Source organism: Streptomyces sp. NPDC052114 (assembly GCF_040680155.1).
In the GTDB taxonomy this organism is placed as follows: Bacteria; Actinomycetota; Actinomycetes; order Streptomycetales; family Streptomycetaceae; genus Streptomyces.
In genome coordinates this window covers 293,781-320,225 of sequence record NZ_JBFAWC010000008.1, presented here as the reverse complement: position 1 = coordinate 320,225, position 26,445 = coordinate 293,781, and the positions used below count along the sequence as shown (strand labels likewise).

Sequence of the window (26,445 nt, the reverse complement as noted above, 5' to 3'; positions counted from 1 at the left end):
GGGAGTCTCGGGCCGGGCCTGTGCGCTGTCAACGGTCGTGCGGCACCCGATTTCGCGGGACCGGGCGGGACCGGATGGAACCCGCTGGGACCAGGTGGGACCGGGCCGGGCCCGGGAACAGGCACGGCACGGCACGGCACGAGGAGCGCGGCGCGATGGCAGAAGAGTCGGTACGTCCCCTGGAGCGCGGCCTCGCCGTCCTGCGCGCGCTCACCCTGGAGGACGGGGCCCGCGCCGGCGACCTCGCGCGCGCCACGGGCCTGGCCCGCTCGACGGTCGACCGGGTCGTGGCGACCCTGGTCCGGCTCGGCTACGTCCGCGTGCGCGGCCAGGAACTGCGCCTGTCCCCGCGCCTCATGGAGCTCGGCAACGCCTATCTCGCGGCCAGCGGCCTGACCGGCGAGGTGGCGGCGCGCACCGCCCGGCTCGCGGACGAGCTCGACGAGTCGGTGTCCCTCGCCGTGCCCGACGGCGACGGCGTCCGCTTCGTGACGCAGGCGGCGCGGCGGCGCGCGATGTCGGTGGCGTTCCGCATCGGCGACCTGCTGCCGCCCGAGCGGTGCGCGCCGGGCGCGCTGTTCGCGGACGCGTGGGACGCGGAGCGGTGGGCGGCGTGGCGGACGCGGGTGGCGGCGGGACCCGCCGAGGACGCCTTCCCCGCGCTGCCGCCGGGCCCGGCGCCCACCGCCGCCCCGGACCTCGCGACGCGCGTGGCCCGCTCGCGCGCGACGGGCTGGGCCCTGGACGACCAGCTGATCGAACCGGGCCTGATCGCGGTGGCGGTCCCGGTCCACGACACCGCGGGCCGCGTCCGGTACGCCCTGTCGGTGGTGAGCCACACGAGCCGGCACACGGCGGACGGCCTGGCCCGGGCGATGCTGCCGCGCCTGCGCGCGGAGGCGCGGGTGCTGGAGGAGCTGGACGGGCGGGAGGCACGGGAGGGGACCCCCGGACCCACCGCCTCCGCGCCCGCGCCCGCACCCACCCCCTCCCCCTCCCTCGCCACCGCCACCGCCACCGCCACCGCCACCGCCACCGCCACCGCCAAAGAAGAGCTCGGCCCCGGTTTCCTCCAGTCGCTGGCGCACGGGCTCGCCGTGCTGCGGGCGCTGGGCGAGGCCCGCGGCGACGGCCTGGCGCTCACCGCGCTCGCCGCGTCCGCCGGGCTGCCGAGGGCCACCGCGCGGCGCTGTCTGCACACCCTGGTGCGCGAGGGGTACGCCGCCCACGACGGCCCCCTCTACCGCCCCCTCCCCCGCATCCTGGAGCTGGGCCACGCCACCCTGTCCCGGCTCTCCTTCGCCGAGATCGCCGAGCCGCACCTGCGCGAGCTGACCGGCCGCGTCCACCAGTCCGCGTCGGTCACGGTCCTCGACGGAACGGACATCCTGTACGTCGCGCGCGCGGCGACCGTCCGCGTGATGAGCGTCCACATCACGGTCGGCACCCGCTTCCCGGCGTACGCCACCGCCATGGGGCGGGTCCTGCTCGCCGGGCTCCCGGCGGCCGAGCGCGTCCGCCGGCTCGCGGCCGCCCCGCCGCGCGCCCTCACCCCGCACACCGTGACCGACCCCGACGAGCTGGCCCGCGTCCTGGACCGGGCCGCCGCCGACGGCCACGCCACCGCCGACGAGGAGCTGGAGGAGGGCCTGCGATCGGTCGCCGTACCGGTCAGGGACGCGGCGGGCCGGGTGGTCGCCGCACTGAACATCGCCCGGCACGCGGGCACCGCACCCCTGGCCGACACCCGGGACGCCCTGCTCCCGGAGCTGCGCGCGACGGCCGCGGCGATCGAGGCCGACCTGCACACCGCGGCACGCTTCGACACCGTACGACTGCCCTAGAACATCAACACCGCTACAGGAGAGCCGATGTGACGTGCCGTCAGAGAGGCACGTCACCATGATCGGGAAGAGCGGAGAGAGAGCAGCGGATGTGCCCGGAGCCGGACTCGAACCGGCACGCCCCCGAGGGGCAGCGAGGTTTAAGCTCGCCGTGTCTGCATTCCACCATCCGGGCAGGCCATGGGCTCCGCATCGAGGATTCGACCCTATCGGGAGGCATCCCCCGAACAGCGGAAGGACTTCCCGATGTTGTCTTATTTTATTGACGTCTGAGGGTGCATCAGCCATCGGTACGCGCCATCGGTACTTGCCGGAGGCCTTTCCGCACTCCCGTGCGCCCCCTGCACCCTCTGCACGGAATGACGGAATTTAGCCGCCCGGCCGTTCCCCCCTCTCCGCGGCCCCGTTCCCGGGGTCCGCGTCCTCCTTTCCTCAGGGACCGACGTCATCCCCAGGTATGACACGGGGCCCCCGGGTCCGACTGAAGAGGGCCCCCGGAACCGGAACAGCGACTGACTACACGGCACTGATCGGCCAGCACGATGGAGTACGTCCCCACTCGTCGTCCCGACAGGAGCACCGTCCCGTGACCACCACCCCCTTCGCCGCCCGCGCCACCGCCGTGGCCGCGCGCGCCACGGATCTCTCCAAGGTGTACGGACAGGGCGAGACCCAGGTGGTCGCCCTGGACCGGGTCTCCGTCGACTTCGGGCAGGGCGAGTTCACCGCGATCATGGGCCCCTCGGGCTCCGGCAAGTCGACGCTGATGCACTGCGTGGCCGGGCTCGACAGCTTCAGCTCCGGGTCGGTGCGGATCGGCGAGACCGAGCTGTCCACGCTCAAGGACAAGCAGCTCACCAAGCTCCGCCGGGACAAGATCGGCTTCATCTTCCAGGCGTTCAACCTGCTGCCGACGCTGACGGCGCTGGAGAACATCACGCTGCCGATGGACATCGCGGGCCGCAAGCCGGACAAGCAGTGGCTGGAGCAGGTCATCGAGATGGTCGGCCTCTCCGGGCGGCTCGGCCACCGGCCCACCGAGCTCTCCGGCGGACAGCAGCAGCGCGTGGCCGTGGCCCGTGCGCTCGCCTCGCAGCCGGAGATCATCTTCGGTGACGAGCCGACCGGAAACCTCGACTCGCGCTCCGGCGCGGAGGTCCTCGGCTTCCTGCGCAACTCCGTGCGGGGGCTCGGCCAGACCGTCGTGATGGTCACCCACGACCCCGTGGCCGCGTCGTACGCGGACCGCGTGATCTTCCTCGCGGACGGGCGGATCGTCGACGAGATGCTCCGGCCCACGGCGGACGGCGTGCTCGACCGCATGAAGCACTTCGACGCCAAGGGGCGCACGAGCTAAGCGCTCAGCCGCTCCCTTCCTCTACTGCGGGCCGTCTGTGGCTGGTCGCGCAGTTCCCCGCGCCCCTGAAGGGGCGCTCCCGACCGCCCCACACCTGGACTCACACCCATGTTCCGTACCGCCCTGCGCAACGTGCTCGCGCACAAGGCCAGGCTGCTGATGACCGTGCTCGCCGTCATGCTCGGCGTCGCCTTCGTCTCCGGCACCCTGGTCTTCACCGACACCTTCGGCAACGCCTACAAGAACAAGTCGGCGAAGAGCTTCGACCACGTCTCCGTCGCCATCCAGCCCGACGGCGTCCCCGTCGACGCCGACAAGCAGCCGGGCCGCCTCACCGACGGCCTCCTGAAGAAGGCCGGCTCGCTGCCCGGCGCCGACTCCGCCATCGGCTCCGTCTCCGGCTTCACCGCGCTCGCCGACAAGGACGGCAAGCTGGTGGGCGGCGAGTGGGGCACCACGGGCTCCAACTACTTCCCGGGCAAGGACGGCAAGGACCCCCGGTACGACTTCACCAAGGGCTCCGCCCCGAAGTCCGCCGGTGACATCGCCCTGGACAGCAGGACCGCCGAGCGCACCGGCTTCCGGGTCGGCGACAACGTCCGCTACTCCACCGACGGCCCGGTGCGCACCGCGAAGGTCAGCGGCATCTTCGACACCGACGACGGCAGCGTCGTCGCGGGCGGCAGCCTGGTGGTCCTGGACAACGCGACCGCGCTGAAGGCGCTGGACAAGACCGAGTACGACGAGATCGACGTGAAGGCCGCCGCGGGCACCTCCGAGTCGGCGCTCAAGAGCTCGATCGAGAAGATCCTGCCCAAGGACACGGACGCCGTCACCGGCTCCCAGCTCTCCGCCGACCAGGAGCGGATGATCGAGCAGCAGACCAGCTCGATGAGCCAGGTCCTGCTGATCTTCGCCGGCATCGCGCTGTTCGTCGGCATCTTCATCATCGCCAACACCTTCACCATGCTGGTCGCCCAGCGCACCAAGGAGCTCGCGCTCATGCGGGCCGTCGGCGCCTCGCGCCGCCAGGTGACGCGCTCGGTCCTCATCGAGGCGTTCCTCGTGGGCCTGGTCGCCGCCGTCACGGGCTTCGTGCTCGGCCTCGGCGTGGCCGTCGGCCTGCGGACGCTGATGAACTCCGGCGGCGCTTCGCTGCCGGACGGACCCCTGGTCATCGCCCCCACGACGATCGTCGCCGCGCTCGTGATCGGCGTGCTCGTGACCATGCTGGCCGCCTGGCTGCCGGGCCGCCGCGCCGCGAAGATCCCGCCGGTCGCCGCGATGAACAGCGTCCACGCGACGCCCACCACGCGCGGCCTCGTCGTCCGCAACACCATCGGCTCGATCGTCGTCGCCCTCGGCACGGTCCTGCTGTTCAACGACGACAACTACGTGATGGCGGGCGGCGCGGCCACCATCATGGTCGGCGTCATCATCCTGACCCCGCTGCTCTCCCGCCCGTTCATCGCCGCGTCCGCGCCGCTCCTGAAGCCGTTCGGCGTCACCGGCAAGCTGTCGCGCCTCAACTCGGTGCGCAACCCGCGCCGCACGGCCTCCACCGCGGCGGCCCTGATGATCGGCCTGACCCTCATCACCGCCATGACGGTCGTCGCCACCTCCATGGGCAGCGCCATCAACAAGATGGCCGCGGGCTCCATGAAGGCCGACTACAGCGTCTCCATGGCGAACTACCAGCCGCTGACCCCCGAGGTCCGCGAGAAGATCGACAAGCTCCCCGACGTCGAGGCGACCAGCCCGCTGCGCACCGCGTACGGCGAGGCCGACGGCGGCTTCACCAACGTCAGCGGCGTCGACCCCACGACGTTCGGCAAGCTGGTCGGCCTCGACCTCACCGGCGGCTCGATGGACGCCCTCAAGGGCAGCGCCGCGCTGATCGACACGGACTTCGCCGAGGAGAAGGGCCTCAAGGCGGGCGACACCTTCCCGTTGAAGTTCGATGACGACAAGAAGACGGTCACGCTGAAGGTCGCGGGCGTCTACGAGAGCAACGAGATGCTCAACGGCCTCTTCACGCCGACGTCCGTCGTCGACCCGCACGTCTCCAAGGTCGCCGACAAGCAGGTCCTCGTGAAGATGAAGGACGGCGCGTCGGACAAGGCCGAGAACTCCATCGTCAAGGCGCTCGGCGACAACCCGGCCATCACCATCCAGGACAAGGACGCGATCAGCAACGCGGTCGCGGGCGGCATCAACATGGTCCTGAACATGCTGTACGGCCTGCTCGCCATGGCCATCCTGATCGCGGTGCTCGGCGTCATCAACACGCTGGCCATGTCGGTCTTCGAGCGCAAGCACGAGATCGGCATGCTGCGGGCCATCGGCCTCGACCGGGCGAAGGTCAAGCAGATGGTCCGCCTGGAGTCGATCGTGATCTCCCTGTTCGGCGCGGTGCTCGGCATCGGGCTCGGCCTCTTCATGGGCTGGGCCGTGGGCGGCAGCGTCGCCGACGCGGTCTCCACGTACTCGATGGAGATCCCGGTCGGCCGGATCGCGGTCTTCCTCGGGATCGCGGCCCTGGTGGGCGTCCTCGCGGCGATGTGGCCGGCGCGCAGCGCCGCGCGGCTGAACCCGCTCCAGGCCATCAAGGCCGAGTAGCTCCGCCCGGGTGACGGGTGACGCGTGAAGGGCCCCGGACGAGATTCCTCGTCCGGGGCCCTTTCGGTGCGTACGGTGCCGGGGACCTAGCGCCAGTCCCTCGCCCGCAGCGGCAGCCCCGAGGCGCCGCCCTCCGGGGTCTTCACCGCAAGGACCTGGTTGACGCCGATGCGGTTGCGCTCGAAGGCCAGCGCGGAGGCCGCCATGTAGAGCCGCCAGACCCGGGCCCGGCCCGGCGAGGTGAGCCGCCGGCCCTCCACCCAGTGCGCCTCCAGGTTCGCGACCCAGCGGCGCAGCGTGAGGGCGTAGTGCTCGCGGATCGACTCCAGGTCCCGCACCTCGAACCCGGCGCGCTCCAGGATCCCCACGGTGGTCCCCACGGGCGCGAGCTCACCGTCCGGGAAGACGTACGCGTCGATGAACTCGTCGACCGTGTACGCCGACTCGTCGGCCTGCGGGCGCCGCGCGATCTGGTGGTTGAGGAGCCGCCCGCCGGGCTTGAGGAGGGCGTACAGGTCCTGCGCGTACTCCAAGTAGCGCTCGGCGCCGACGTGTTCCGCCATGCCGATGGAGCTGATGGCGTCGTACGGCCCGTCGCGTACGTCGCGGTAGTCCTGGACGCGGATCTCGATCCGGTCCGTCAGGCCCGCGTCGGCGATCCGCTTCCTGGCGTAGGCGGCCTGCTCCCGGGAGAGGGTGACGCCGACGACGCCCACGCCGTACTCGCGCGCCGCGTGGATCGCCATGGAGCCCCAGCCGCAGCCCACGTCGAGCAGGCGCATGCCGGGCCGCAGGCCGAGCTTGCGGCAGACGAGGTCGAGCTTGTCGCGCTGGGCGTCCTCCAGGGTGGCGCCGGGCGCCTCCCAGTAGGCGCACGAGTAGACCATCGACGGGCCGAGGACCAGTTCGTAGAAGTCGTTGCCGACGTCGTAGTGGTGGCTGATGGCCCGCTTGTCGCTGCCCTTGGTGTGCAGGTGGAGGCGGCCGTGTCCGCGCATCTCCTCCGGCGGCGGGGACGGCGGCAGGAAGGGCGCGGAGAGGGCGAGCAGGGAGCGGGCGGCGGCGCGGACCCGCGGGTCGCGCAGCGACTCGCGCAGGCTCCTGGCCTTCCCCTCCTGCTCCGGGCCCCGCTCCCAGATGAACTCCGCCATCGCGTCCAGCGCCGCGTACAGGTCGCCGTCGACGTCCAGGTCACCGGCCACCCAGGCGCGGGCCAGGCCCAGTTCGCCCGGCTTCCACAGGAGGTGGCGCAGGGCGCGGCGGTTGCGCACGACGAGGACGGGGGTGCCCGGGGGGCCCGCCTCCGACCGGTCCCAGGCGCGGATACGTACCGGCAGCGGGGCTCCCATGAGCTGCTCGGCAAGGTTCTTCAGCCGCTGCGCGGCGTCCTGCATGGCGCACACCTCCGTGATGTCCTATCCCGGAACGGTCCAACACCACGTAAACACCAAAGAACCCGGCGCGCAGTCCCGGTTTCGCGTCACGGAACGGCAAAATAGATGTGCAGGGCACCTACCTGCGCGCGGGGACGCGGAGGCGCGTGCGGGTACGCCGAAGGGGGCCGCCCGCACCACGGATGGCGGACGGCCCCCTTCGGGGTGGATCAGTGACGCGAGGTCAGGAGGCCTTGGCCTTCTCCTCGTCCTTCACGGCCGGGGACGGCTCGGCCGCCACCGGCGGCTTCGGCGCCGGCTTGGCCGCCTCGTAGAACTCCTCGCGCGGCGCCTCCAGGGCACCGAGGGAGACGACCTCGCGCTTGAGGAACATGGCGAGCGTCCAGTCCGCGAAGACACGGATCTTGCGGTTGAACGTCGGCATCGCCATGCCGTGGTACGCGCGGTGCATGTACCAGGCGAGACGGCCCTTGAGCTTGATCTTCATCTTGCCCATGACGATCATCGCGACGCCCTTGTGCAGGCCGAGACCGGCGACCGCACCCTTGTTGGCGTGGCTGTACTCCTTCTGCGGGAAGCCCCGCATGCCGGAGATCACGTTGTCGCCGAGGACCTTCGCCTGACGCAGCGCGTGCTGGGCGTTCGGCGGGCACCAGGCGTTCTCGTTGCCCGCCTTGCGGCCGACGAGGTCCGGCACCTGGGCGTTGTCGCCCGCGGCCCAGATGTAGTCGGTGCCCTGGACCTGGAGGGTCGTCTGGGTGTCGACGTGGCCGCGCGGGCCGAGCGGCAGACCGAAGCGGGACAGCGCCGGGTTCGGCTTGACGCCCGCGGTCCACACGATGGTGTTGGAGTCGACCTCGAGGCCGTTCTTGAGGACCACGTGACCGTCCACGCAGGAGTCCATCGACGTCGAGAGGTAGACCTCGACCCCGCGGCTCTCCAGGTGCTCCTTGCCGTACTGGCCGAGCTTGGGACCGACCTCGGGGAGGATCTTGTCCGCGGCGTCGACGAGCACGAAGCGCATGTCCTCGCGCTTCACGTTGGTGTAGTACTTGGCCGCGTCGCGGGCCATGTCCTCCACCTCGCCGATCGTCTCGGCACCGGCGAAGCCACCGCCGACGAAGACGAAGGTCAGCGCCTTGCGGCGGACCTCCTCGTCGGTCGTGGAGTCGGCCTTGTCGAGCTGCTCGAGGACGTGGTTGCGCAGGCCGATGGCCTCCTCGATGCCCTTCATGCCGATGCCCTGCTCGGCGAGACCGGGGATCGGGAAGGTGCGGGAGACCGCGCCCATCGCGATGACGAGGTAGTCGAAGGGCAGCTCGTACGCCTCACCCACGAGGGGGGCGATCGTGGCGACCTTGCGGTCCTGGTCGATGGTGGTGACCCGGCCGGTGAGAACCTCGGCCTTCGGCAGTACGCGTCGCAGCGGGACGACGACGTGCCGAGGCGAGATGCTGCCGGCGGCGGCTTCGGGGAGGAAGGGCTGGTAGGTCATGTACGACCGGGGGTCGACGACCGTGACGGTCGCCTCTCCGTAGCGCATCTTCTTGAGGATGCGCCGAGCTGCGTACAGGCCTACGTACCCACCGCCTACTACGAGGATCCTGGGACGCTCCGTGGTGCTCATGCCATCGAGTATCCACCTGCCCGGCGGGGGTCGCTCGTGCGCCCCTTCACAAGGACGCACAGGGGCTCTGCTACACTTCGCCGCCCACGTGACGGAGGTCATGGCGCCGCACGGGAACCACGGTGTCACGCGAGTCGTTGCTCACCCCTTGTGAGCTGCCGCTCTGAGGCCTCCCCGCGAGTGGACCACCGGGGCGTGCCACACGCCCGTCACACCCGCGAAGCATCCCGGACACACCCCCGGGAGCGCCCGGAACCCCCTTTCGGCGGTCGTGCACCCCTGAACCTCGCCCATCAGGGCCGAATTCCTTGTGAAGAACTTCACGAAGTTTTCCGACGGCGTGTCGCCGAGAGCCCCTTTGGCCCCCTCGGAAGGGGGCTGAAAGGCCTCCGCCCGCGGGCCACATGGCCGCGGGCGGGCCTTCCGCGAGAGCACCGGGGCCCGCCCCTCCGCAGAGGGGCCCGAGCCCCTCAGGCGATGGACCAGCCGATGCCGTCGAGGATGTCGTGCTCGCTCACGACGACCTCCTCGGCGCCGATCCTGTCCATGATCCCGAGCAGCACGAGGCCGCCCGCCGCGATGACGTCCACCCGGCCCGGGTGCATCACCGGGATCGCGGCGCGCTCGTCGTGCGTGGCGCGCGACAGCCGGTCCACGATGGCGGCGACCTGCTCGCGCGGGATCCGCGCGTGGTGGATGGCCGACCAGTCGTAGCTCTCCAGGCCCAGCGCGATCGCGGCGACGGTGGTCACCGAGCCCGCGAGGCCCACGAGCGTACGGGCCTGCCGCAGCGGCACCGTCTCCTCGGCCAGGTCGAGCGCGGCCTCGATGTCGGCGCGGATCGCGTCGAGCTGCCCGGAGGTCGGCGGGTCGCTGACGACCCCGTCGCGCACGAGGTGGCGCTCGGTCATGCGCACGCAGCCCACGTCGACCGAGCGGGCGGCGTCGACGCGGTCCGTGCCCACCACGAACTCCGTCGAGCCGCCGCCGATGTCCACGACGAGATACGGCTTCGCGAGGTCGTCGCGGCCGGTCAGCTCCTTGGTCGCGCCCGTGAAGGAGAACTCCGCCTCCTGGTCGCCGCTGATGACCTCCGGCTCGACGCCCAGGATGTCCAGGACGCCGCGGACGAAGTCGTCGCGGTTCTCGGCGTCGCGGGACGCGGAGGTGGCGACGAAGCGGACGCGCTCGGCGCCGTGCTCCTTGATCACCTCGGCGTACCGGCGGCAGGCCGCGAAGGTGCGGTCCAGGGCCTCCTGGGCGAGGCGGCCCGTCTTGTCCACGCCCTGGCCGAGGCGGACGACCTCCATGCGGCGGTCCAGGTCGACCAGCTCGCCGGTCAGCGGATCGGCGTCCGCCACGAGCAGGCGGATCGAGTTCGTGCCGCAGTCGATGGCGGCGACGCGGGTCACTCGGCCACCTCGGCCCCGGCGTCCGCGCACGGCGTGACGCACGGGCCCTTCGCCCACCACTCCGGCAGCATCGCGAGCGCCTCGTCGCCCAGCGGGTTCACGCCGGGGCCCGCGGCCAGGGAGTGGCCGACCAGGACGTGCAGGCACTTCACGCGGTCCGGCATGCCGCCCGCGCTCGGGAAGCCCTCAAGGACCTCGATGGCGTCGCGGCGCGCGATGTAGTCCTCATGCGCCTTGCGGTAGGCCGCGGCCAGCTCCGGGTCCGTCCGGAGCCGCTCCGACATCTCCTTCATCACGCCGTTCGCCTCCAGCGTGCCGATCGCGGAGGCGGCCCGCGGGCACGTCAGGTAGTACGTCGTGGGGAAGGGCGTCCCGTCCGGCAGGCGCGGCGCCGTCTCGACGACGTCCGGCTGCCCGCAGGGGCAGCGGTGCGCGATGGCCCGCAGCCCGCGCGGCGGGCGGCCGAGCTGCTGCTTGAAGGCCTCGACGTCGGCGTCGGTCGGCTCGGTGCGCGGGGTGGGCGGCGGAGGCGTGTGCATGCCTGTCTTTCCATGTCCGTGGGTCAGTCGTCGGGGCGGTCGGCCTTGTCGACGCCGTCCCAGACGTTCGAGTACCAGGGACGCGAGGCCGCACCCTGGTCCGTGCGCCGGCTCGTGGCCGCCGCGGGGTCGATCACCGTGAAGCCGGTCTCGCCCGGCATCACGTAGTGCAGGCGGTCCCGGACGCGCTGCTCCGCGTACGCGTCGTCCTGCCAGCGGGCCTTCTCGTCGCGCAGCTTCTCGACGTCCTCCTGGCGCTCGGCCTTCTGCCGGCGCAGGTCGTCGATCTCGGCACGCTGCGAGACGTACTGCCTTATCGGGTACGCGAGCGCGACGACCAGCGAGCAGAGCACGAGGGCGAGGAGCGCCGCGCGGCCGGTGAGCCGGGAGCGGCGGGCCTGGCGCTTGGTCTGGGAGCGGTAGACGCGCTCCGCGGTCTGCTCGCCGAGCAGCCGCAGGCGGGTAGCCGTGGAGAACCGGTCCTTGGTCCCGGCCTTGGGCATGGTTCCGCCTCCCCGGCGCAGCGCGTCAACGTACGTACGTCCCCGCACACGGTACGGGACCGCGTGCGAGGACGTACGTAACTACGTGGCTACGAGGGCTCAGCCCTTGAAGCGCGGGAAGGCGCTGCGGCCGGCGTAGACCGCGGCGTCGTCGAGGATCTCCTCGATGCGCAGGAGCTGGTTGTACTTGGCGACGCGCTCGGAGCGGGCCGGGGCGCCGGTCTTGATCTGGCCGCAGTTGGTGGCGACGGCCAGGTCGGCGATGGTGACGTCCTCGGTCTCGCCGGAGCGGTGGGACATCATGCACTTGAAGCCGTTGCGCTGGGCCATCTCGACGGCGTCCAGCGTCTCGGTCAGCGAGCCGATCTGGTTGACCTTGACGAGCAGGGCGTTGGCCGAGTTCTCCTCGATGCCGCGGGCCAGGCGCTCCGGGTTGGTGACGAACAGGTCGTCGCCCACGAGCTGGACCTTCTCGCCGAGCTTCTCGGTGATGACGTTCCAGCCGGCCCAGTCGTCCTCGAACAGCGGGTCCTCGATGGAGACCAGCGGGTACGCGGCGACGAGCTCCTCGTAGTACTCGGTCATCTCGGCGGCCGAGCGGGACTTGCCCTCGAACTCGTACTTGCCGTCCTTGTAGAACTCGGACGCGGCGACGTCGAGCGCGAGCGCGATCTGCTCGCCGGGGACGTAGCCGGCCTCCTTGATGGCCTCGAGGATGAGGTCGAGGGCGGCGCGGTTGGAGTCCAGGTTCGGGGCGAAGCCGCCCTCGTCGCCCAGGCCGGTGGCCAGGCCCTTGCTCTTCAGGACCTTCTTGAGCGTGTGGTAGACCTCGGTGCCCCAGCGCAGGGCCTCGGAGAAGGACTCCGCGCCGATCGGGGCGATCATGAACTCCTGGATGTCCACGTTCGAGTCGGCGTGCGACCCGCCGTTCAGGATGTTCATCATCGGCACCGGCAGCAGGTGCGCGTTGGGACCGCCGAGGTAGCGGAACAGCGGGAGGTCGCTGGCCTCGGAGGCGGCGTGGGCCACGGCGAGCGAGACGCCGAGGATGGCGTTGGCGCCGAGCGAGCCCTTGTTGTCGGTGGCGTCCAGGTCGAACATGGCCTGGTCGATCAGGCGCTGCTCGGTGGCGTCGTAGCCGACGAGCTCCGGGCCGATCTGCTCGATGACGGCGAGGACGGCCTTCTCGACACCCTTGCCCTGGTAACGGTTCGGGTCACCGTCGCGAAGCTCGATGGCCTCGAAGGCTCCGGTGGAGGCGCCGGACGGGACGGCGGCACGACCCGTGCTGCCGTCGTCGAGGCCGACCTCGACCTCGACCGTGGGGTTGCCTCGGGAGTCCAGGATTTCCCGGGCTACGACGACGTCGATGGACGGCACGAGCATCTCCTTCTGGGATGTGACGCGTTTACGCGGGCCGCTTCGGCCCTGCGTCTCCTGAGCCTAACGGGCTCCGGAGCTTCGGCCAGCCGACCGCCCGTCCCGTGGGACGGGCCAGGGCCCAAATACCTGGGAAACGGGACGGAAGCCCGTGTTTCTACTGGCCGGTAGCTCGCTAGGGGCGAACACGGCCCCGCCCCGGCGGGCGGGAACGGAGGCGGACATGGCCCCGCCCCGGTGCGTACGGGGGATACGCGCACCGGGGCGGGGAGCCCGTGGGGACGGGGGCGGCCGTGCGTCCGCCGAGGCACGGCCGGGTGGGTCAGGAGCCTCAGCTCAGGTGCAGCTGCTGGCCCGGGTAGATGAAGTCGGCGTTGTCGATGATGTCGCCGTTGAGCTTGTACACCTTCTGCCAGCCGCCCTTGACCTCGTGGTCCTCGGCGATCTTGGACAGGGTGTCGCCCGTCTTGACCTTGTACTCGCCGTCGCCCTTCTTGACCGTCTTGCCGGTCGGGGTCTCGACGGTCTTCTTGGTCTCGGTCTGCGGCGTCGGCTGCGGCTTGGGGGCCTGCTGCGTCTGCTGCTGCGGGGCCTGCTGCTGCGTCTGCTGCGGCTGCGGCTTCGGCTTGGCCTGCTGCTGCGGGGTCTGCTCCTGCGAGCCGCCGCTGCTGGGCGAGGCGCCCGAGAGGCCGACGCCACAGCTCGGCCAGGCACCCTTGCCCTGGCCCGCGAGGACCTTCTCGGCTATCTCGATCTGCTGGGCCTTGGAGGCCTTGTCGGCGGTCGGGGCGTACTTCGTGCCGCCGTACGCGGCCCACGTGGAGGCGGAGAACTGCACGCCGCCGTAGTAGCCGTTGCCGGTGTTGATGGACCAGTTGCCGCCGGACTCGCACTGGGCGACGGCGTCCCACTCGGAGGTGGTGGCGGCGCTGGCCGAACCGGCCGCCATCAGCGGGGCGGCGACGGCGGCACCGGTCACGCCGACGAGCGTGGCGACGCGGGTGGCCTTGGACGGGCGACGGTGCTTGCCCTTGCCGGAAAGCAGCATGAGTTGATCCCCTCACCGACGCCTGCGAGGTGAGCTGTCGGGTTCGGGCCGATGTGGTTGCCCGGCCGCGCTCCTTGAGCGCGGCTTCACCCCTAGCCGTTTCCGCCCGTCTCGCGGCCGTCCAGCCTCGCGGCTGTCCGGTCGTCCAACGGGCGGGCCCGGCGCAAACCTTGGGTCCCCCGCTCCTGCCTACGGCGCTCGAAGCGACGACTGTTCCCGTCCGGCCGTTGGCAGGATTCGGCGTACCGACCGGCGGGGCCCACCAGTGGCGGGCGGTGATGACCGTAGACACGCGATCGCCGGAATTTCAAAGACGATCAGGGCTTCTGAGACCCATCTCTCACTCGCGCCAAATCGGACATTCGACGCGAAGGCCCCGGCGGACGCTTCGTCAACTTCCCTTACTTTTCGCCCAGATCGAGGCTCTGACCGGGGAGGATGAGGTCCGGGTCGCCTCCGACGGTCTTCTTGTTCTCGCTGTAGAGCTCGTGCCATCCGCCGGCGACGTCGAGGTCGTCCGCGATGACCGAGAGGCTGTCCCCGGAGCGCACCGTGTACGTGCCGCCGGCGACCTCGTCCGTGCGGTCGCCGCCGCGCGAGGCGTGCCGCCCGCCGCGGTCGCTCCCGCCGTCCGCGGCGGGCTCCTCGTCCGCGCGGTCGCCGCGGTGGCGTCCGGCGCCCTCGGAGGGCTCCGTGGCGTCCTCGGAGTCCGGCGAAGTGGCTTCGTCGCGGCCGGACTTGTCCGTGCCGTCGGACTCGCCCGCCTCGCCCTTGCCGTCCTTCTTGTCCCGGTCGCCGGACTCGTCGTGATTCTTGTCTCGGGACGCGTCGCCCTTGTCGGGCGTGTCGCTCGCGTCGCCGGAGGGGTCGGCGGAGCCGGAGGCGTCACCGGACGGCTCGTCGGCGTCCTCGGGGCTCGTGGAGCCCTCGGAGCCCTTCCCCTTGTCCTTCTTGCCGGAGTCCTCGGAGTTCTTGGAGTCCTTCGAGCCCTCGGGGTCCTTGGAGTCCTTGGAGTCCTTCGCGTCCCCTGAGCCGTCCGAGCCGGACGGGTCGGAGGTGTCGGAGGGCTCAGGCGTCACGGGGGCGCCCGGGTCGACGTCGGCGGCGGCGCCGTCCTGGGTGAGGCCCGCGATCGGGGCGCAGCTCGGCCACGCGGCGGTGCCCTGGTCCTTCAGGATCTGCTCGGCGACGGCGATCTGCTGCGAGCGGCTGGCCTGGTCGGCGGTGGGCGCATAGGCGAGGCCGCCGTACTGCTCCCACATCTCGCCGGAGATCTGGAGCCCTCCGTAGTACCCGTTGCCCGGGTCGGCGCTCCACGCGCCGCCGCTCTCGCACTCGGCGAGCTTCTCCCACGTCGTGGTCTCGGCGGCGCTCGCGCTGGTGGCACCGAGCAGGGGGATGGCGATGGCTGATCCGGTGACGCCTGCCGCGACGATGAGAGCCGGGGCCTGGCGGGGGCGTCGGTGACGACCATGACCGGAGAGCATGCGGTTGCCTTTCAGGAGACTGCGGCGACGACCGGGACACCGGGGGCGCCCAAGTCGTCGTGAACGTAGCCGCAGTCGAACGTCTGTCACAAGTCGATGCAGCGGAGATCACGTAAAAGTCACATTCGTGACGGTCCGTCAGTTCAGGGCTGCCGTGGCCCTGTTTCCTGTGCGGTCGTGAACTCCACCGGCAACGTGCGCAGTCCGCGCATGATCAGGCCGCCACGCCACCGCAAATCGGCAGGATCCGACGCGAGTTGCAGATCGGGAAGGCGCCGCAGCAGCGTCGCGAGGGCGGTCTGGCCCTCTAGGCGGGCGAGCGGCGCGCCGAGGCAGTAGTGGATGCCGTGGCCGTATCCGAGGTGCTGGTTGTCGCGGCGCGAGAGGTCGAGGGTGTCCGGGTCCTCGAAGCGGGCGGGGTCGCGGTCGGCGGCGGCGAGCACGACGAGCACGGGGTCGCCGGCGGCGATGTCCCGGCTGCCGATGGTCAGCGGCTCGGTGGCGAACCGCCAGGTGGCGAGCTCGACGGGCCCGTCGTAGCGGAGCAGTTCCTCGACCCCGGTCTCCAGGAGGGCGGTGTCGCCCTCGGCGAGGGCCCGCTGGAGGCGCTCGCGCTGCTCGGGGTGGGTGAGCAGGGCGTAGACGCCGTTGCCGATGAGGTTGACGGTCGTCTCGAACCCGGCGAAGAGAAGGATGAACGCCATCGCGGCGGCCTCGTTCTCGGTGAGGTGCTCGCCGTGGTCGGAGGCGCGGATGAGGCCGGAGATGAGGTCGTCGCCCGGGTCGAGGCGCTTGCGGTGGATCAGCTCGGCGAGATAGCCGCGCATCTTCTTCACGGACCGCGCGACACCGCCCCTGGGCCCGCCGCCGTGCCGGATCATCATGCCCGCCCAGTCGCGGAAGTCGTCCTGGTCCTCGCGCGGGACGCCGAGCAGGTCGCAGATGGCGTAGATGGGCAGGGGGAAGGCGAACTCGTGGATGAGGTCGGCGCTGCCCTCCGCCGCGAACCGGTCGATGAGCTGGTCCGTCAGCTCCTGCACGCGCGGCGCGAATTCCGCCACCCGACGCGGCGTGAACGCCTTGGAGACGAGGCGCCGCAGCCGCGTGTGGTCCGGCGGGTCGATGTTGAGCAGATGCGTCATCAGCTCGGCCTTGCGCTCACCGGGGATGCCGGTCTTGCCCTTGGCATGCGCGGGCTCGTCGTGGTGCGCGGGGTTCTTGCTGAGCCGCTGGTCGGCGAGCGCCTGCCGGGCGTCCGCGTACCGCGTGACCAGCCAGGCCTCCACCCCGCTCGGCAGGGTGGTCCGGTGCACGGGCGAGTTCTCCCGCAGCCAGGCGTACGCCGGGTAGGGGTCACTGGCGAACTCCCACGTGAAGAGTTCGGGCCCCTGGGACCCGGACGGCACCTCCGGGGTGCTCACGGCGGAGGCGGAGGAGGGCGCGGGCTGCTGGTCGTGCATGCCCCGACCGTATCCGGCGGGGGCGTCGACCGTTTTCCTGGTCCGGTCCCGGCCTGCGACGGCCGGGACCGGGGGCGCTGTTCGTCCGCGGGTGCGTCGTGGCCGGGCGCGCAGTTCCCCGCGCCCCTACGGGGCGCTGCCTACTTCCCCACTCCCTCGGCCGTCCGCACCGCGTCCCGGTAGGCGCGGGCCGCCGCGCGCAGGGCCGCTTCCGGGTCCACTCCCGCCGCCTCGGCCCGCAGGGCCAGGGCCAGGAGGTCGTACCCCACGCCCTCGCCCCGGGGCAGGGGGACGTCCAGGCCCGCCGTGCGGACGCGGGAGGCCAGCTTCGCCGCCAGGGCCAGGCCCGGCTGGCCGAGCGGGATGCCTTCGGTGACCGACGTGCGCTGCTTCTCCTCGGCCTTCGTGCGGCGCCAGTGCTCCTTGACCTCCTCGGGGGTCTGCGCCGAGTCGTCGCCGAAGACGTGCGGATGGCGGTGGACGAGCTTGTCGACGATGCCGCCCGCGACGTCGTCGATGGAGAACGGCTCGTCCTCGTCGCCGGGCCCGCCCTCCTCGGCGATGCGCGCGTGGAAGACGACCTGGAGCAGGACGTCGCCGAGCTCCTCGCGCAGCTCCTCGCGGTCGCCCTCCTCGATCGCCTCGACCAGTTCGTACGCCTCTTCGATCGCGTACTTCGCGAGGCCCTTGTGGGTCTGCTGCGAGGACCACGGGCACTCGTCGCGGATCCGGTCCATCACCTGGACCAGGTCGAGCAGGCGTGCGCCCGGCAGGTCGTACGACCCCGGGAGCAGCTCCAGGTCCGGCATGGCGACGCGGCCCGACCCGGCGAGGCGGGCCAGGCCGTCGGTGAGCGCGCGGTCGCCCTCGGCCGTGGCGACGACCAGGACCGTGCGGCCGCCCGCGCAGGCCGCCACCAGCTCCTGCGCGGTCGGCGACGCCTGCGCCACGGCCACGCCCGCCTCGCGCAGATACGGCAGCTGCGGATGGGTGGCGTCGGCGCACAGCACCTCGTCGGCGCCGTGCAGCGCCTGCCAGGCGGGCCAGGACAGGAGGCCGGGCGCGACGCGGTGGCTGGTCGTCAGCAGGATGACGCGGCCGACGGGCTCGTCGGCGGTGTCGGCCGGGGACGTGGTCTCGGTCTCGTTCACCCGTCGAACGTAACCCAGCCCACTGACAGTGCCCCGGCCCGCGCCCGGCTCCCGCCGGGCGCCGCTACGCCTGGTCCTGCGCCGCCGCTCCGGAGCCGGTGACCTCGCGCACCCACGGCGTCTTGCTGTCCGCGCGCTTGTTCTTGTCGACGTCCCACGTGCCGTAGCGCGGGTTGAGGTCGATGTCGAGCTTCTTGGAGGCCGCCGAGAGGGCCTTCCAGAACATCGCCTGGCCCTCGGGCGCGTTCATGTCCGCGCCCAGCTTCTTCGCGAGCTTCTGCGCCTCGATCTCGGTGCGCAGGCTGTCGTCCAGGTGGGCCGGGGCGACGCTGTACTGCTGGAGCCAGCCCTGCTCCAGGGCCTTCCTGCCGCCCGCCTGCTGCTCCAGGCCCGCCCGCATGGTCTGGATGTCGCGGCGCGTGACGCCCACCCCGGCGTCGGCGGCGGCGCGGTGCAGGACCTTGTCCAGGACCATCGTGTGCAGCGTGCTGCGCGTCAGCGTGCCGGACTTGGCGATGGCCTGCGAGTACTGCGCGTCGTCGGGGATGGCGGCCCGCTGCGCGGCGCGCACTTCGTTCACCCGGCTCTCCAGCTGCGCGACCGTGATGCGGTCGCCGCCGACGACGGCCGCGGCGCCGGGGTGCGCCTCGCTGCCGCAGGCGGTCAGGAGGGGGGCCGCGGCGATCGCGGCCGCGGAGAGGATGAGCGCTGTGCGACGACGGCGGTGCAAGTGAGCCTCCCGTTGGAGATTGTGCAAATCACTGTGGCGCGCAAGCGCCTCCACCTGGAGTGGTGGTCGGGCGACGGGCGGGCGCACAAAGTCTTGCGGTGATCGATGGTAGGCAGTGGCCGTCCTCCGGGCCAGCCATTCGACACCTATTCGACCAACGATTTCCCGGGAGTTGGGGCACCCTCGCCCCCGCCGTACGAGTGCTAACCGCGCACTTGTCCGAGCCACTGCAGGGTGCGCCGGATCTCCGCGGGGAACGGATGGCCGGGGCCGTGCAGCAGCTCCGCGTCGTGCAGCAGCCGGGCCAGCGTGTCGTGGGCGGCGGGCCGGTCGCCGAGGGCGAGCAGCAGGTGCCCGATGCGGCGGCGGATCTCCAGGGACTGGCGGCGGTCGTCCGTCGCGTACTGGTTCTCGTAATAAGGGAGGAGCGCGCGGTACTCGGCGAGGGCGGCGGCCGGCTCCCCGAGCTGTTCCAGGCACTGCGCGGCCTCGTAGCGGAACTGGAGCGAGTGCGGGTCGGCCTGGCCGGACTCGGCGGCGCGCTCGTCGGCCAGGCGCCGCAGCTCGGGCAGCGCGCGGCGGTACTGGCCGTCGTCCATGAGCGTGGCGGCGTACTGCTTGCGCAGGGTGCGCACGACGGGCGAGTGCTCGCCGTGCTTGGCGGCGGCGGCCGGGAGGATCGCGCCGAGGATGTCCACGGCCTGGGTGATGCGGCCCTCGCCGAGGAGGCGCTTGACGTCGTCGACGGCGCGGGCGACGTCCTGCTGGGGCGGTGAACTGGGCGGCTGCGTCGGCAGGTCGGGCGCGGGCGCGGGCGTCGCCGCGCGGTCGGGCCACGGCGCGTGCGGACGCAGGAAGGGGCGCGTGGGGTCGAGCGGGCGGCCCGACGGGATGCCGCGCGCGGGCAGCAGCGGCGCCAGTTCCTCGTAGACCTCCTGGGCGCTGCCGGGGCGGTGCTGGGGGTCCTTGGCGAGCAGCCGCAGGACCAGGGCCTCCAGGGCCTGCGGCACCTCGGGGCGCAGCCTGCGGACCGGCAGCGGCGGCTCGTACAGATGACGGTGCAGGACGCCGAGCGCGGTGGATCCGGAGAACGGCACGTCGCCGCTGAGGAGTTCGTGCAGCAGCACGCCGAGCGCATACAGGTCGGTGTACGGGCCGACCGCGCCGCCCATCGCCTGCTCCGGGGCCATGTAGGCGGGGCTGCCGATCGGAGAGCCGGTGTGGGTGAGGCGGGTGGTGTCGGTGTCCATGACCGAGGCGATGCCGAGGTCGAGGACGGAGACCGTGCCGTCCTGCTTGACCATCACGTTCCGCGGCTTGAGGTCGCGGTGCACGATCGGCACCGCGTGCACCGCGGAGAGCACGGCGCACAGCTGCGCGGCGACGGCGACGGCCCACTGCCAGGGGTAGGGGTCGTGCTCGGCGAGGTGGTCGCCGAGGTCCGCGCCGTCGACGTACTGCATGACGAGGAACAGGGCACCGTCCTCGGCGGGCTCGCTGCCCGCGTCGTGCACGGTGACCAGGCCGGGGTGGTCGACCTGCGCGGTGACGCGGCACTCGCGCACGAAGCGGCGGCGCAGCTCCTCGGCCTCGGCGCCCGCGACCCGGTCGGGGCGCAGGAGCTTCACCGCGACGCGGCGGTCGAGCCGCTGGTCGTACGCCGTCCAGACCTGGCCCATGCCGCCCTGGCCGATGAGCGTGGCGAGTTCATAGCGCCCGGCGACCACACGGCCGCCCCGTCCGCCCGCCGCCGCGTCCGGCGACGTCCCCGAGGTCACGGTCAGCTGCCGCCTTCCTGCTTGCGCAGATAGTCACTGAGCTCGTCCAGCTCGGCCCGGACCTGGTTGATGCGGGCGGGGGCGGGGCGCGTGGGCGGGGGCGGGGTGTGCGGGCCCGGCGTCTGCTGCTGCGCGGACGGGGGCTGCGGCTGCGGGAACGGCGGGGGGACCGGTCGGGTGGGCTGCTGGTGCACCGGTCCGGGTGCGGTCTGCTGCGGGTAGCCGTAGGCGGCCTGCGCCTGCTGCGGTACGTAGCCGGCGAACTGCGGGCGGCGGTACGGGCTGAAGTGGCGTATGTCCGCGTACAGGTAATAGGCGAGGGCGGCCACCAGGGTGCAGAGCAGGATGACCATGCCCACGTTGCCGGTGCTCTCGAACTCCTCCTCGCCCGGGTCGATCCCGACGAGCGCGACGGCCAGCACGTCGAGCGCCGTGACGAGGACGAAGAGGGTCCAGTCGAGCGCCCTGCGCGTCACGAGGGCGAGCCGCAGCATCGCGGCCCACGCGAGCAGCCCGCACGTCACCACCGCGAGCACCACGAACAGCACGCGCAGCGTCACATGCGTACCCCCGGAAGGGGGCTGTGGTTGCTGCGGCGCGTAGCCGTGGCCGTGCATGGCTGCTCCTGGTGCATGGTGAACGAACGGATGAGGGTTCGAGCGTATAGGCCGACCCGTACGACCGGTCCCGGGTTGTACCGAACCGTTGTCGTTCCGATCACGCCACGCCCGGCGGAAGGGTTCCTTCCGTCAGTCCGTCGTGCATGCCGCGCACCAGGCGCTCGCCGAGCAGGGACGCGTGGCGCACGGCGTCCTCGAAGGCGGCGAGCCGGCGGAAGCGCTCGCTGTAGCCGCGCTGCCCGGCGAGCGGCAGCCGGGGCAGCTGGAGGCGGCGCACGTCGAGCCGGGCGGAGGTGGAGGCGTAGCTGCTCGCCTGGCGGTGGTTGGCGGTGCCGCGCAGGAACCCGGCGAGGAACCACGGGTCGAGCGCGGCCGGGTCGGGCCGCAGCAGGGCGAGGCCGCGGCCGAGCGCCGCGCCCGCGGCGGCCTCGTCGATCACCCGGGCCGCGGCGCCGCCACCGAACACGGGCACGACGACGTCGCCGGGCGCGGTGCGCACCGCGCCGTCGTCCGCCGTGCCCTCGTGGCCGGTCCCGGAGGGCGCGCCGCCGGTCAGCACGTCGTGGTCGGTGAGGACGGGCAGGCCGCCGCCCGCCACGCCGGTGCCGGTGTGCAGCGACAGGGCGCCGGCGCGGGCCAGTTCGCCGACGGTGGTCAGCGGGGCGCGCGGCAGGTCGTCGGCGTCCGCACGCCCGGCCAGCGGCGGGGTGAGGTCGGCGGCCCTGCGCAGCGCCTCGCCCAGGCCCTCGCGCACGGTCGCGAGCTCGGTGGCGCCGCCGCCCGCGGCGGGCGGCGGCAGCCGGCGGGCGGGCGCCAGGTCGACCTCGTCGTCGAGGAGTTCGAGCACCGGCACGCAGCGGGCGAGGCCGGGGCGTTCGTCGAGGGTGCCGTCGCGGTCGAAGTCCCGCCAGGAGTCGAGCACGGCGTCGCGGACGGCGGGCCACAGCTGCCGGTCGCGGCCGTCGGCGGCGAGGGCGCCCGCGGCCTCCACGAGCAGCACCTCGGGCGCGGGCCGCGCCGCCGGTCCCGGCCTGCGCAGCACCCAGACGTGCAGGGGGAGGTTGTAGGGCGGCGCGACGCCGGGCGGCAGGGCGACGACCGCGCGCAGGGCGCCGCGGCGCAGGAGGTCGGCGCGGATGCGGCGGCCCGAGCGGCGGGACGCGGCGGCGGGCGGCATCAGCAGGACGGCGGTGCCGCCGTCGACGAGGCGGGCCAGCGCGTGCTGGACCCAGGCGAGTTCGGACTCGGCGCGGGCCGGGAAGCCGTACTCCCAGCGGGGGTCGTAGGCCAGCTCGTCGTGGCCCCAGTTGCGTTCGTTGAACGGCGGGTGGCAGAGCACGGCGTCGGCCCTGCGGTCCTCGTAGGCGTCGGCGCGCAGGGTGTCGGCGGCCATGGAGCGCACGGTCGCGTCGGAGTGCAGCGCCAGGCGCAGCGCGGTGAGCGCGGCGAGTTCGGGGGCGCTGTCCTGGCCGTGGAGGTGCTGGTCGGGGCGTGGGGGGACGGCGCGCAGCAGGGCGCCGGTGCCGCAGGCGGGGTCGAGGACGGTGCGGGCGGGGCCGGCGAGGTGGGCCATCAGCTCGGCGGGGCCCGCCGGGGTGAGCGTGTACTGGCGGGGGTTGGCGTCGGTGTACCGGCCGAGCAGGAACTCGTACGTCTGCTTGGCGCCCAGCTCGGCGGCGAGTTCGGCGACGCCGCGCAACAGCGGTACGGACGAAAGGAGTTCGGTGGCCTCGGGGACGCGGACGGCGCGCCTGCGGCGCACGCCGAAGCGCATCGTCACCACCTCGTCGAGCTCGCCGGGCAGCAACTGGGCCATCCGCTCGTCGGAGACGGCGCTCACCGCGAGCCAGGCGGGCGGCCTGTCGCGGACCAGGAGCAGGGCGCAGCCCGCGTGCAGCAGGGCGGTGACGGGCCCCGCCGGGTGTCCGGCGAGCTGCTGCCAGACGCGTTCGCGCAGGGGGACCTCGACGAGTTTGCCCTGGGCGCGCAGCCAGTGCTCGACCTCGGCGAGGGCGAAGGAGGGGCTGGTCTCGGTGCCGCCGACGGGCCGGGGGAAGTCGTCGTGCCTGCGGCGCCAGTTGCTGACGGCGGCCCGGCCGACTCCGGCGAGCCGGGCGATCCCGGCGGCGGTCACCTCGGTCGCGTCGTCCCGCGGCGTCATGTGCTGGCTCCGTCGTCCCGCGGCGTCATGTGCCGGCTCCCCTCGGTGGCGCGGGGTCAGTCGCGCGCGGTCGAGCATACCCAGGGAACGGCCGCACGCACTGCTTCACGTCCGTTAACCCATGATTCACAGAATCTCGTGTTGACTCGGTTCACACACTCCTGCTGTGATGTCTCCGTCGAACGACTTCCCTGGGGGGATCTCCATGCGTCATCACCTGCGTCCGCGCCGTACCGCGATCGCCGCCGTCTGCCTGGCCACCGCCGCGACCCTCGGCCTCACGGCCTGCGGCACCGAGAAGAAGGACGGGTCCTCGGACGCGTCGGACAAGGGCGGGTCCGCGGCGGCGAAGGAGCCCTTCGCCGGACTGTCCGGGGGCGAGATCGCCGAGAAGGCGCTCAAGGCGACCTCCGACGCCTCCTCGCTCCGCGTCAAGGGCGAGGTCACCGACGAGGCGTCCGGCCTGCTCCAGATGGACCTGGCCCTGGACACCAAGGGCACCTGCGCGGGCACGATGGGCACCGCGGAGGAGGGCTCGATCGAGCTGATCATCCCGGGCGGCACCGCGTACATGAAGTACGACGAGAAGTTCCTGCGCTCGCAGAGCAAGGGCGAGCCCGCGGCCGACGTCCAGGCGGCCGTGGACATGATGGCGAACCGCTGGGTGAAGACGAAGGTGACGAACGCCGACGCGAAGGAGGTCGCCGGGTTCTGCGACCTCGACTCCCTGCTCGGCGAGTTCAAGGACACCGGCTCCGCCGCCCGCAGGGGCGGCACGACCACGGTCGACGGCACCCCGGCGATCAAGCTCACCGAGAGCGACGGCAAGGACAAGTACACGATCTACGTCGCCACGGAGGGCAAGCCGTACCTGCTGAAGGTCGACAAGACCTCCGGCGGGGACCCGGAGAGCCTCGCCTTCACCGACTACGACAAGCCGGTCAAGGCGAAGGCGCCCACCGGCGACATCCTCGACCTGGACACGCTGTCGGGCTGACCCGCGCGGGGTGCGGTCCGCTCACAGGGCGTGCCGCACCCAGACGTTGGGCTCCACGTACACGCCGTAGCCGCGCGCGAGTTCGCAGTGCACGGGCACGAGCGCGCCCGGCACCTCGACCGGGCCCTCCTCGTCGAAGGGCAGCCCCGTCCACTCCCGCCACTGCGCGGTCGAGCCGGACACCGTCATCGAGGCGTGCGCGACCTTGTCGATGACACCGCCCGCCCGCACGTGCACCCGCAGCCACGGGTCGTGCGGCAGGCCGTCCTCACGGGTGCGGAACGCGTACTCGTCGATCCCCGCGGCCGGTTCGCGGTGCTTGGCGTTGGGGCGCACGGGCGCGACGACCTCCGTGAAGCCGCGGGCGCGGGCGTTGTCCCGCATCGCGGCGAGCATCAGCGCCGAGACGCCCTTGCCGCGCGCCGACTCGTCGACGGTGATCTCGATGGCGCTGACCGTGTCCGCCTCCTTGCCGTGCCGCAGGTCGGAGAAGGCCCACAGGAGCACCTGGTCCCAGCCGCCGTCGGGCAGCGCCCCGTCGCCGCGGGCGCGCAGCGCGAGCGGCACGCTGAAGCCGCGGGCCACGACCTTGCCGCCGGCGTCCGCGTCCGTCGCCACCAGCACGTACTCCGGAAGGTCCGCGACGATCCGGCCGATCAGCGACCAGCCGACCGGGTCGTGGAGGATGAACTCCGGCCAGTCCTCGGCCATGGACCAGAGCGGCCCCGCGAGTTCGGGCCGCTCGGCCAGGGTGGTGATCGTCAGGTCCATGGGCCGCACGCTAACCCGCGGGCGAACCGTCGCGTAACCGATTTATGCCGAGGTCAGCGGGCGTGGAAGCGGCCCGGTGCCGTGGTCGGGGAGCCGCCGGCCGGCAACTTCTCGTCCGGGCACGTGGACAGCACCTTCTTCATGGCGTCGCGCTCGGCGCCGGTCACCCACACCCCGTACTTCTTCTTCACCGCGACCTGCCCGGCCACATAGGTGCAGCGGTAGGCCTTGTTCGGCGGCAGCCAGGTCGCGGTGTCGCCGTCACCCTTGCTGCGGTTGGGGCCGGCGTCGACCGCGAGGAGGTTGAGCGGGTCGTTGGCGAAGGCGATGCGCTTGCTCGGCTCCCACTGGAAGGCGCCCTTCTGCCAGGCGTCCGAGAGGGCGACGAGGTGGTCGATGTCGACCTGGCTGCGGCCTCGCCGGAACGTCACGTCCTTGCCGCCGTAGGGGTCGGGGGCGAGCGTCCCGGAGACCACCTTGCAGTCGCCGCCCTGGTGGCGGACGTCCTTCAGGTCCCGCTTGAGGATGTCGTCCCGGGTCGGGCAGCCGTTGGAGTCCGTGTCGGCCCAGGCGCTGCCGAACCGGCCGCGGTCGTAACCGGTCTTCGGCGCGCGGCCCTTGACGGTGAGCGTGTCGACGGCGGCGAGCGCGGAGCCGGCCTTGGCGTCGGGCCCGGCGGCCCCCTCCTTCTCCTCGGTGCCCAGGTCGCAGCCGGTGAGCAGCGCGGGCACGGCGACGAGGGCGAGCAGCGCGGCGGTGGTGCGTCGGTTCACCGGGCGACCACCGTGTCGCCGAGGGCGAGCGGCGCGGGCGCCACGACTTCCGTGTGGATCCCGATGCACATGCCGCGGGCGGCGGTGAGGGTCTTCAGGATGCGGTTGTCCGCGGGCAGGCCGGTCTGGGCCTGGGTGACCATGACGCAGCGCGTGACGCGCTTGACGACGTGCAGCCGCAGCGGGCCCGCCCCCTCGCCGGACGCGCCGCCCCCGTCTCCGCCGAGGACGATCTCGCGGCCGACCCAGCCCTCCTCGATCCAGGGCTCGTCGGTCTCCACGACGATGTTCTTGCGCAGCCGCCGTACGTCGACGGGGTCGGCGTCACCGAGCAGGTCGCCGAGCGCGCGCAGCGAGGCGGTGCCGACCAGGGAGACGGCGGAGGCGTCCTTGTGGCCCTCCTCGCCCTCGTGGACCAACTCGACGCCCTCCCCGAAGCGTTCGGGGATGCGGGGGTCGCCGGGGCGCAGTTCCGCGCCGTCCGGCGCGGTGACGACGGGCAGTCCGTCCGCGTCGTAGGCGGCCTGGTGCTCCAGCAGTCCGGGGATGCGGCGGAAGCGGGGGGTGTTCTTCCCGCTGCCCAGCTTTCCGTCGGCGTACCGCAGGGCCCACCGCCGGTCGCCGACGGCGCCGCGCGCGTCGAACTCCAGCCGGTCGTGCCCCTGTCCGAGCATCGATTTCACCGGAAACCGGTTCAGCCCCACGACTGTGAGCGGCACGGCGCTCTCCCTCCCCTGGGCGACTCTCGCGGCCACCACCGTAGCGACCGAGTGGTCCAGACCATATCTCCCCTC

General features: G+C 72.5%; 21 protein-coding genes, 1 tRNA gene and 1 riboswitch. Of the genes, 4 read left to right on the top strand and 18 right to left on the bottom strand.

Annotated elements, in window-relative coordinates:
* The first annotated feature begins 155 nt into the window (after nucleotides 1-155).
* Nucleotides 156-1,844 (top strand): IclR family transcriptional regulator C-terminal domain-containing protein, encoded by a 1,689-nt coding sequence (locus AB0L89_RS20020; protein ID WP_365142533.1) that lies wholly within the window; start codon nucleotides 156-158, stop codon nucleotides 1,842-1,844.
* A 92-nt stretch (nucleotides 1,845-1,936) separates the two neighbouring features.
* Here AB0L89_RS20020 and AB0L89_RS20015 read toward each other — a convergent pair.
* Nucleotides 1,937-2,019 (bottom strand) — tRNA-Leu (locus AB0L89_RS20015).
* A gap of 411 nt (nucleotides 2,020-2,430) precedes the next feature.
* Here AB0L89_RS20015 and AB0L89_RS20010 point away from each other — a divergent pair.
* Together AB0L89_RS20010 and AB0L89_RS20005 are read left to right on the top strand one after the other, a co-directional pair.
* Nucleotides 2,431-3,201, top strand: coding sequence for an ABC transporter ATP-binding protein (locus AB0L89_RS20010; RefSeq protein WP_365142531.1), 771 nt, complete (start codon nucleotides 2,431-2,433; stop codon nucleotides 3,199-3,201).
* Nucleotides 3,202-3,309: 108 nt separating this feature from the next.
* Nucleotides 3,310-5,820 carry an FtsX-like permease family protein gene (locus AB0L89_RS20005; RefSeq protein WP_365142529.1) on the top strand — a complete coding sequence of 837 codons (2,511 nt, stop codon included), beginning with the start codon at nucleotides 3,310-3,312 and terminating at the stop codon, nucleotides 5,818-5,820.
* An 86-nt stretch (nucleotides 5,821-5,906) separates the two neighbouring features.
* Here AB0L89_RS20005 and AB0L89_RS20000 read toward each other — a convergent pair whose 3' ends face one another.
* The 14 genes from AB0L89_RS20000 to AB0L89_RS19935 form a co-directional block, all read right to left on the bottom strand.
* Nucleotides 5,907-7,214 carry a cyclopropane-fatty-acyl-phospholipid synthase family protein gene (locus AB0L89_RS20000; RefSeq protein WP_365142527.1) on the bottom strand — a complete coding sequence of 436 codons (1,308 nt, stop codon included), beginning with the start codon at nucleotides 7,212-7,214 and terminating at the stop codon, nucleotides 5,907-5,909.
* A 223-nt stretch (nucleotides 7,215-7,437) separates the two neighbouring features.
* Nucleotides 7,438-8,841 (bottom strand): NAD(P)/FAD-dependent oxidoreductase, encoded by a 1,404-nt coding sequence (locus AB0L89_RS19995; protein ID WP_365142525.1) that lies wholly within the window; start codon nucleotides 8,839-8,841, stop codon nucleotides 7,438-7,440.
* A gap of 470 nt (nucleotides 8,842-9,311) precedes the next feature.
* Nucleotides 9,312-10,253, bottom strand: coding sequence for a Ppx/GppA phosphatase family protein (locus tag AB0L89_RS19990; protein ID WP_365142523.1), 942 nt, complete (start codon nucleotides 10,251-10,253; stop codon nucleotides 9,312-9,314).
* Nucleotides 10,250-10,792 carry a DUF501 domain-containing protein gene (locus tag AB0L89_RS19985; RefSeq protein ID WP_365142521.1) on the bottom strand — a complete coding sequence of 181 codons (543 nt, stop codon included), beginning with the start codon at nucleotides 10,790-10,792 and terminating at the stop codon, nucleotides 10,250-10,252. The genes AB0L89_RS19990 and AB0L89_RS19985 overlap by 4 nt, the downstream gene beginning before the upstream one ends.
* A 23-nt stretch (nucleotides 10,793-10,815) precedes the next feature.
* Complete coding sequence (locus AB0L89_RS19980) at nucleotides 10,816-11,295, bottom strand: septum formation initiator family protein (RefSeq protein ID WP_365142519.1); 480 nt, start codon at nucleotides 11,293-11,295, stop codon at nucleotides 10,816-10,818.
* A 99-nt stretch (nucleotides 11,296-11,394) separates the two neighbouring features.
* Entirely contained in the window at nucleotides 11,395-12,675 is a 1,281-nt protein-coding gene (gene eno, locus AB0L89_RS19975) for a phosphopyruvate hydratase (protein ID WP_365142517.1), read from the bottom strand.
* A gap of 331 nt (nucleotides 12,676-13,006) precedes the next feature.
* Nucleotides 13,007-13,723, bottom strand: coding sequence for a transglycosylase family protein (locus AB0L89_RS19970; RefSeq protein WP_365142515.1), 717 nt, complete (start codon nucleotides 13,721-13,723; stop codon nucleotides 13,007-13,009).
* A 4-nt stretch (nucleotides 13,724-13,727) separates the two neighbouring features.
* Nucleotides 13,728-13,930, bottom strand: a riboswitch (cyclic di-AMP (ydaO/yuaA leader).
* Between the two features lie 194 nt (nucleotides 13,931-14,124).
* Nucleotides 14,125-15,210 carry a transglycosylase family protein gene (locus AB0L89_RS19965; protein WP_365142513.1) on the bottom strand — a complete coding sequence of 362 codons (1,086 nt, stop codon included), beginning with the start codon at nucleotides 15,208-15,210 and terminating at the stop codon, nucleotides 14,125-14,127.
* A gap of 143 nt (nucleotides 15,211-15,353) precedes the next feature.
* Complete coding sequence (locus tag AB0L89_RS19960) at nucleotides 15,354-16,670, bottom strand: cytochrome P450 (RefSeq protein ID WP_365142511.1); 1,317 nt, start codon at nucleotides 16,668-16,670, stop codon at nucleotides 15,354-15,356.
* Nucleotides 16,671-16,810: 140 nt separating this feature from the next.
* On the bottom strand, nucleotides 16,811-17,821 hold the full coding sequence (locus tag AB0L89_RS19955; protein WP_365142509.1) for a nucleoside triphosphate pyrophosphohydrolase: 1,011 nt from the start codon (nucleotides 17,819-17,821) through the stop codon (nucleotides 16,811-16,813).
* A gap of 64 nt (nucleotides 17,822-17,885) precedes the next feature.
* Nucleotides 17,886-18,551: a SurA N-terminal domain-containing protein gene (locus tag AB0L89_RS19950; RefSeq protein WP_365142507.1), complete on the bottom strand. Its 666-nt coding sequence runs from the start codon at nucleotides 18,549-18,551 to the stop codon at nucleotides 17,886-17,888.
* Nucleotides 18,552-18,754: 203 nt separating this feature from the next.
* A complete protein-coding gene (locus tag AB0L89_RS19945; RefSeq protein WP_365142706.1) occupies nucleotides 18,755-20,278 on the bottom strand; it encodes a serine/threonine-protein kinase in 1,524 nt (507 codons plus the stop codon).
* A gap of 53 nt (nucleotides 20,279-20,331) precedes the next feature.
* Nucleotides 20,332-20,946, bottom strand: coding sequence for a hypothetical protein (locus AB0L89_RS19940; RefSeq protein ID WP_365142505.1), 615 nt, complete (start codon nucleotides 20,944-20,946; stop codon nucleotides 20,332-20,334).
* 100 nt (nucleotides 20,947-21,046) lie between these two features.
* Nucleotides 21,047-23,110 carry an N-6 DNA methylase gene (locus AB0L89_RS19935; RefSeq protein WP_365142503.1) on the bottom strand — a complete coding sequence of 688 codons (2,064 nt, stop codon included), beginning with the start codon at nucleotides 23,108-23,110 and terminating at the stop codon, nucleotides 21,047-21,049.
* A 205-nt stretch (nucleotides 23,111-23,315) separates the two neighbouring features.
* Between AB0L89_RS19935 and AB0L89_RS19930 the strand changes: the two genes are divergently transcribed.
* On the top strand, nucleotides 23,316-24,107 hold the full coding sequence (locus AB0L89_RS19930; RefSeq protein WP_365142501.1) for a hypothetical protein: 792 nt from the start codon (nucleotides 23,316-23,318) through the stop codon (nucleotides 24,105-24,107).
* 21 nt (nucleotides 24,108-24,128) lie between these two features.
* Here the strand turns inward: AB0L89_RS19930 and AB0L89_RS19925 are convergent, their stop codons facing one another.
* Genes AB0L89_RS19925 through AB0L89_RS19915 form a run of 3 tightly spaced genes read right to left on the bottom strand, consistent with a single transcriptional unit; the run spans nucleotide 24,129 to nucleotide 26,370 of the window.
* Nucleotides 24,129-24,878, bottom strand: coding sequence for an N-acetyltransferase (locus tag AB0L89_RS19925; protein WP_365142499.1), 750 nt, complete (start codon nucleotides 24,876-24,878; stop codon nucleotides 24,129-24,131).
* Nucleotides 24,879-24,931: 53 nt separating this feature from the next.
* Nucleotides 24,932-25,651 carry an HNH endonuclease family protein gene (locus AB0L89_RS19920; protein ID WP_365142497.1) on the bottom strand — a complete coding sequence of 240 codons (720 nt, stop codon included), beginning with the start codon at nucleotides 25,649-25,651 and terminating at the stop codon, nucleotides 24,932-24,934.
* Complete coding sequence (locus AB0L89_RS19915; protein WP_365142495.1) at nucleotides 25,648-26,370, bottom strand: MOSC N-terminal beta barrel domain-containing protein; 723 nt, start codon at nucleotides 26,368-26,370, stop codon at nucleotides 25,648-25,650. Before AB0L89_RS19915 ends, AB0L89_RS19920 begins: the two co-directional genes overlap by 4 nt.
* Nucleotides 26,371-26,445: the final 75 nt, after the last annotated feature.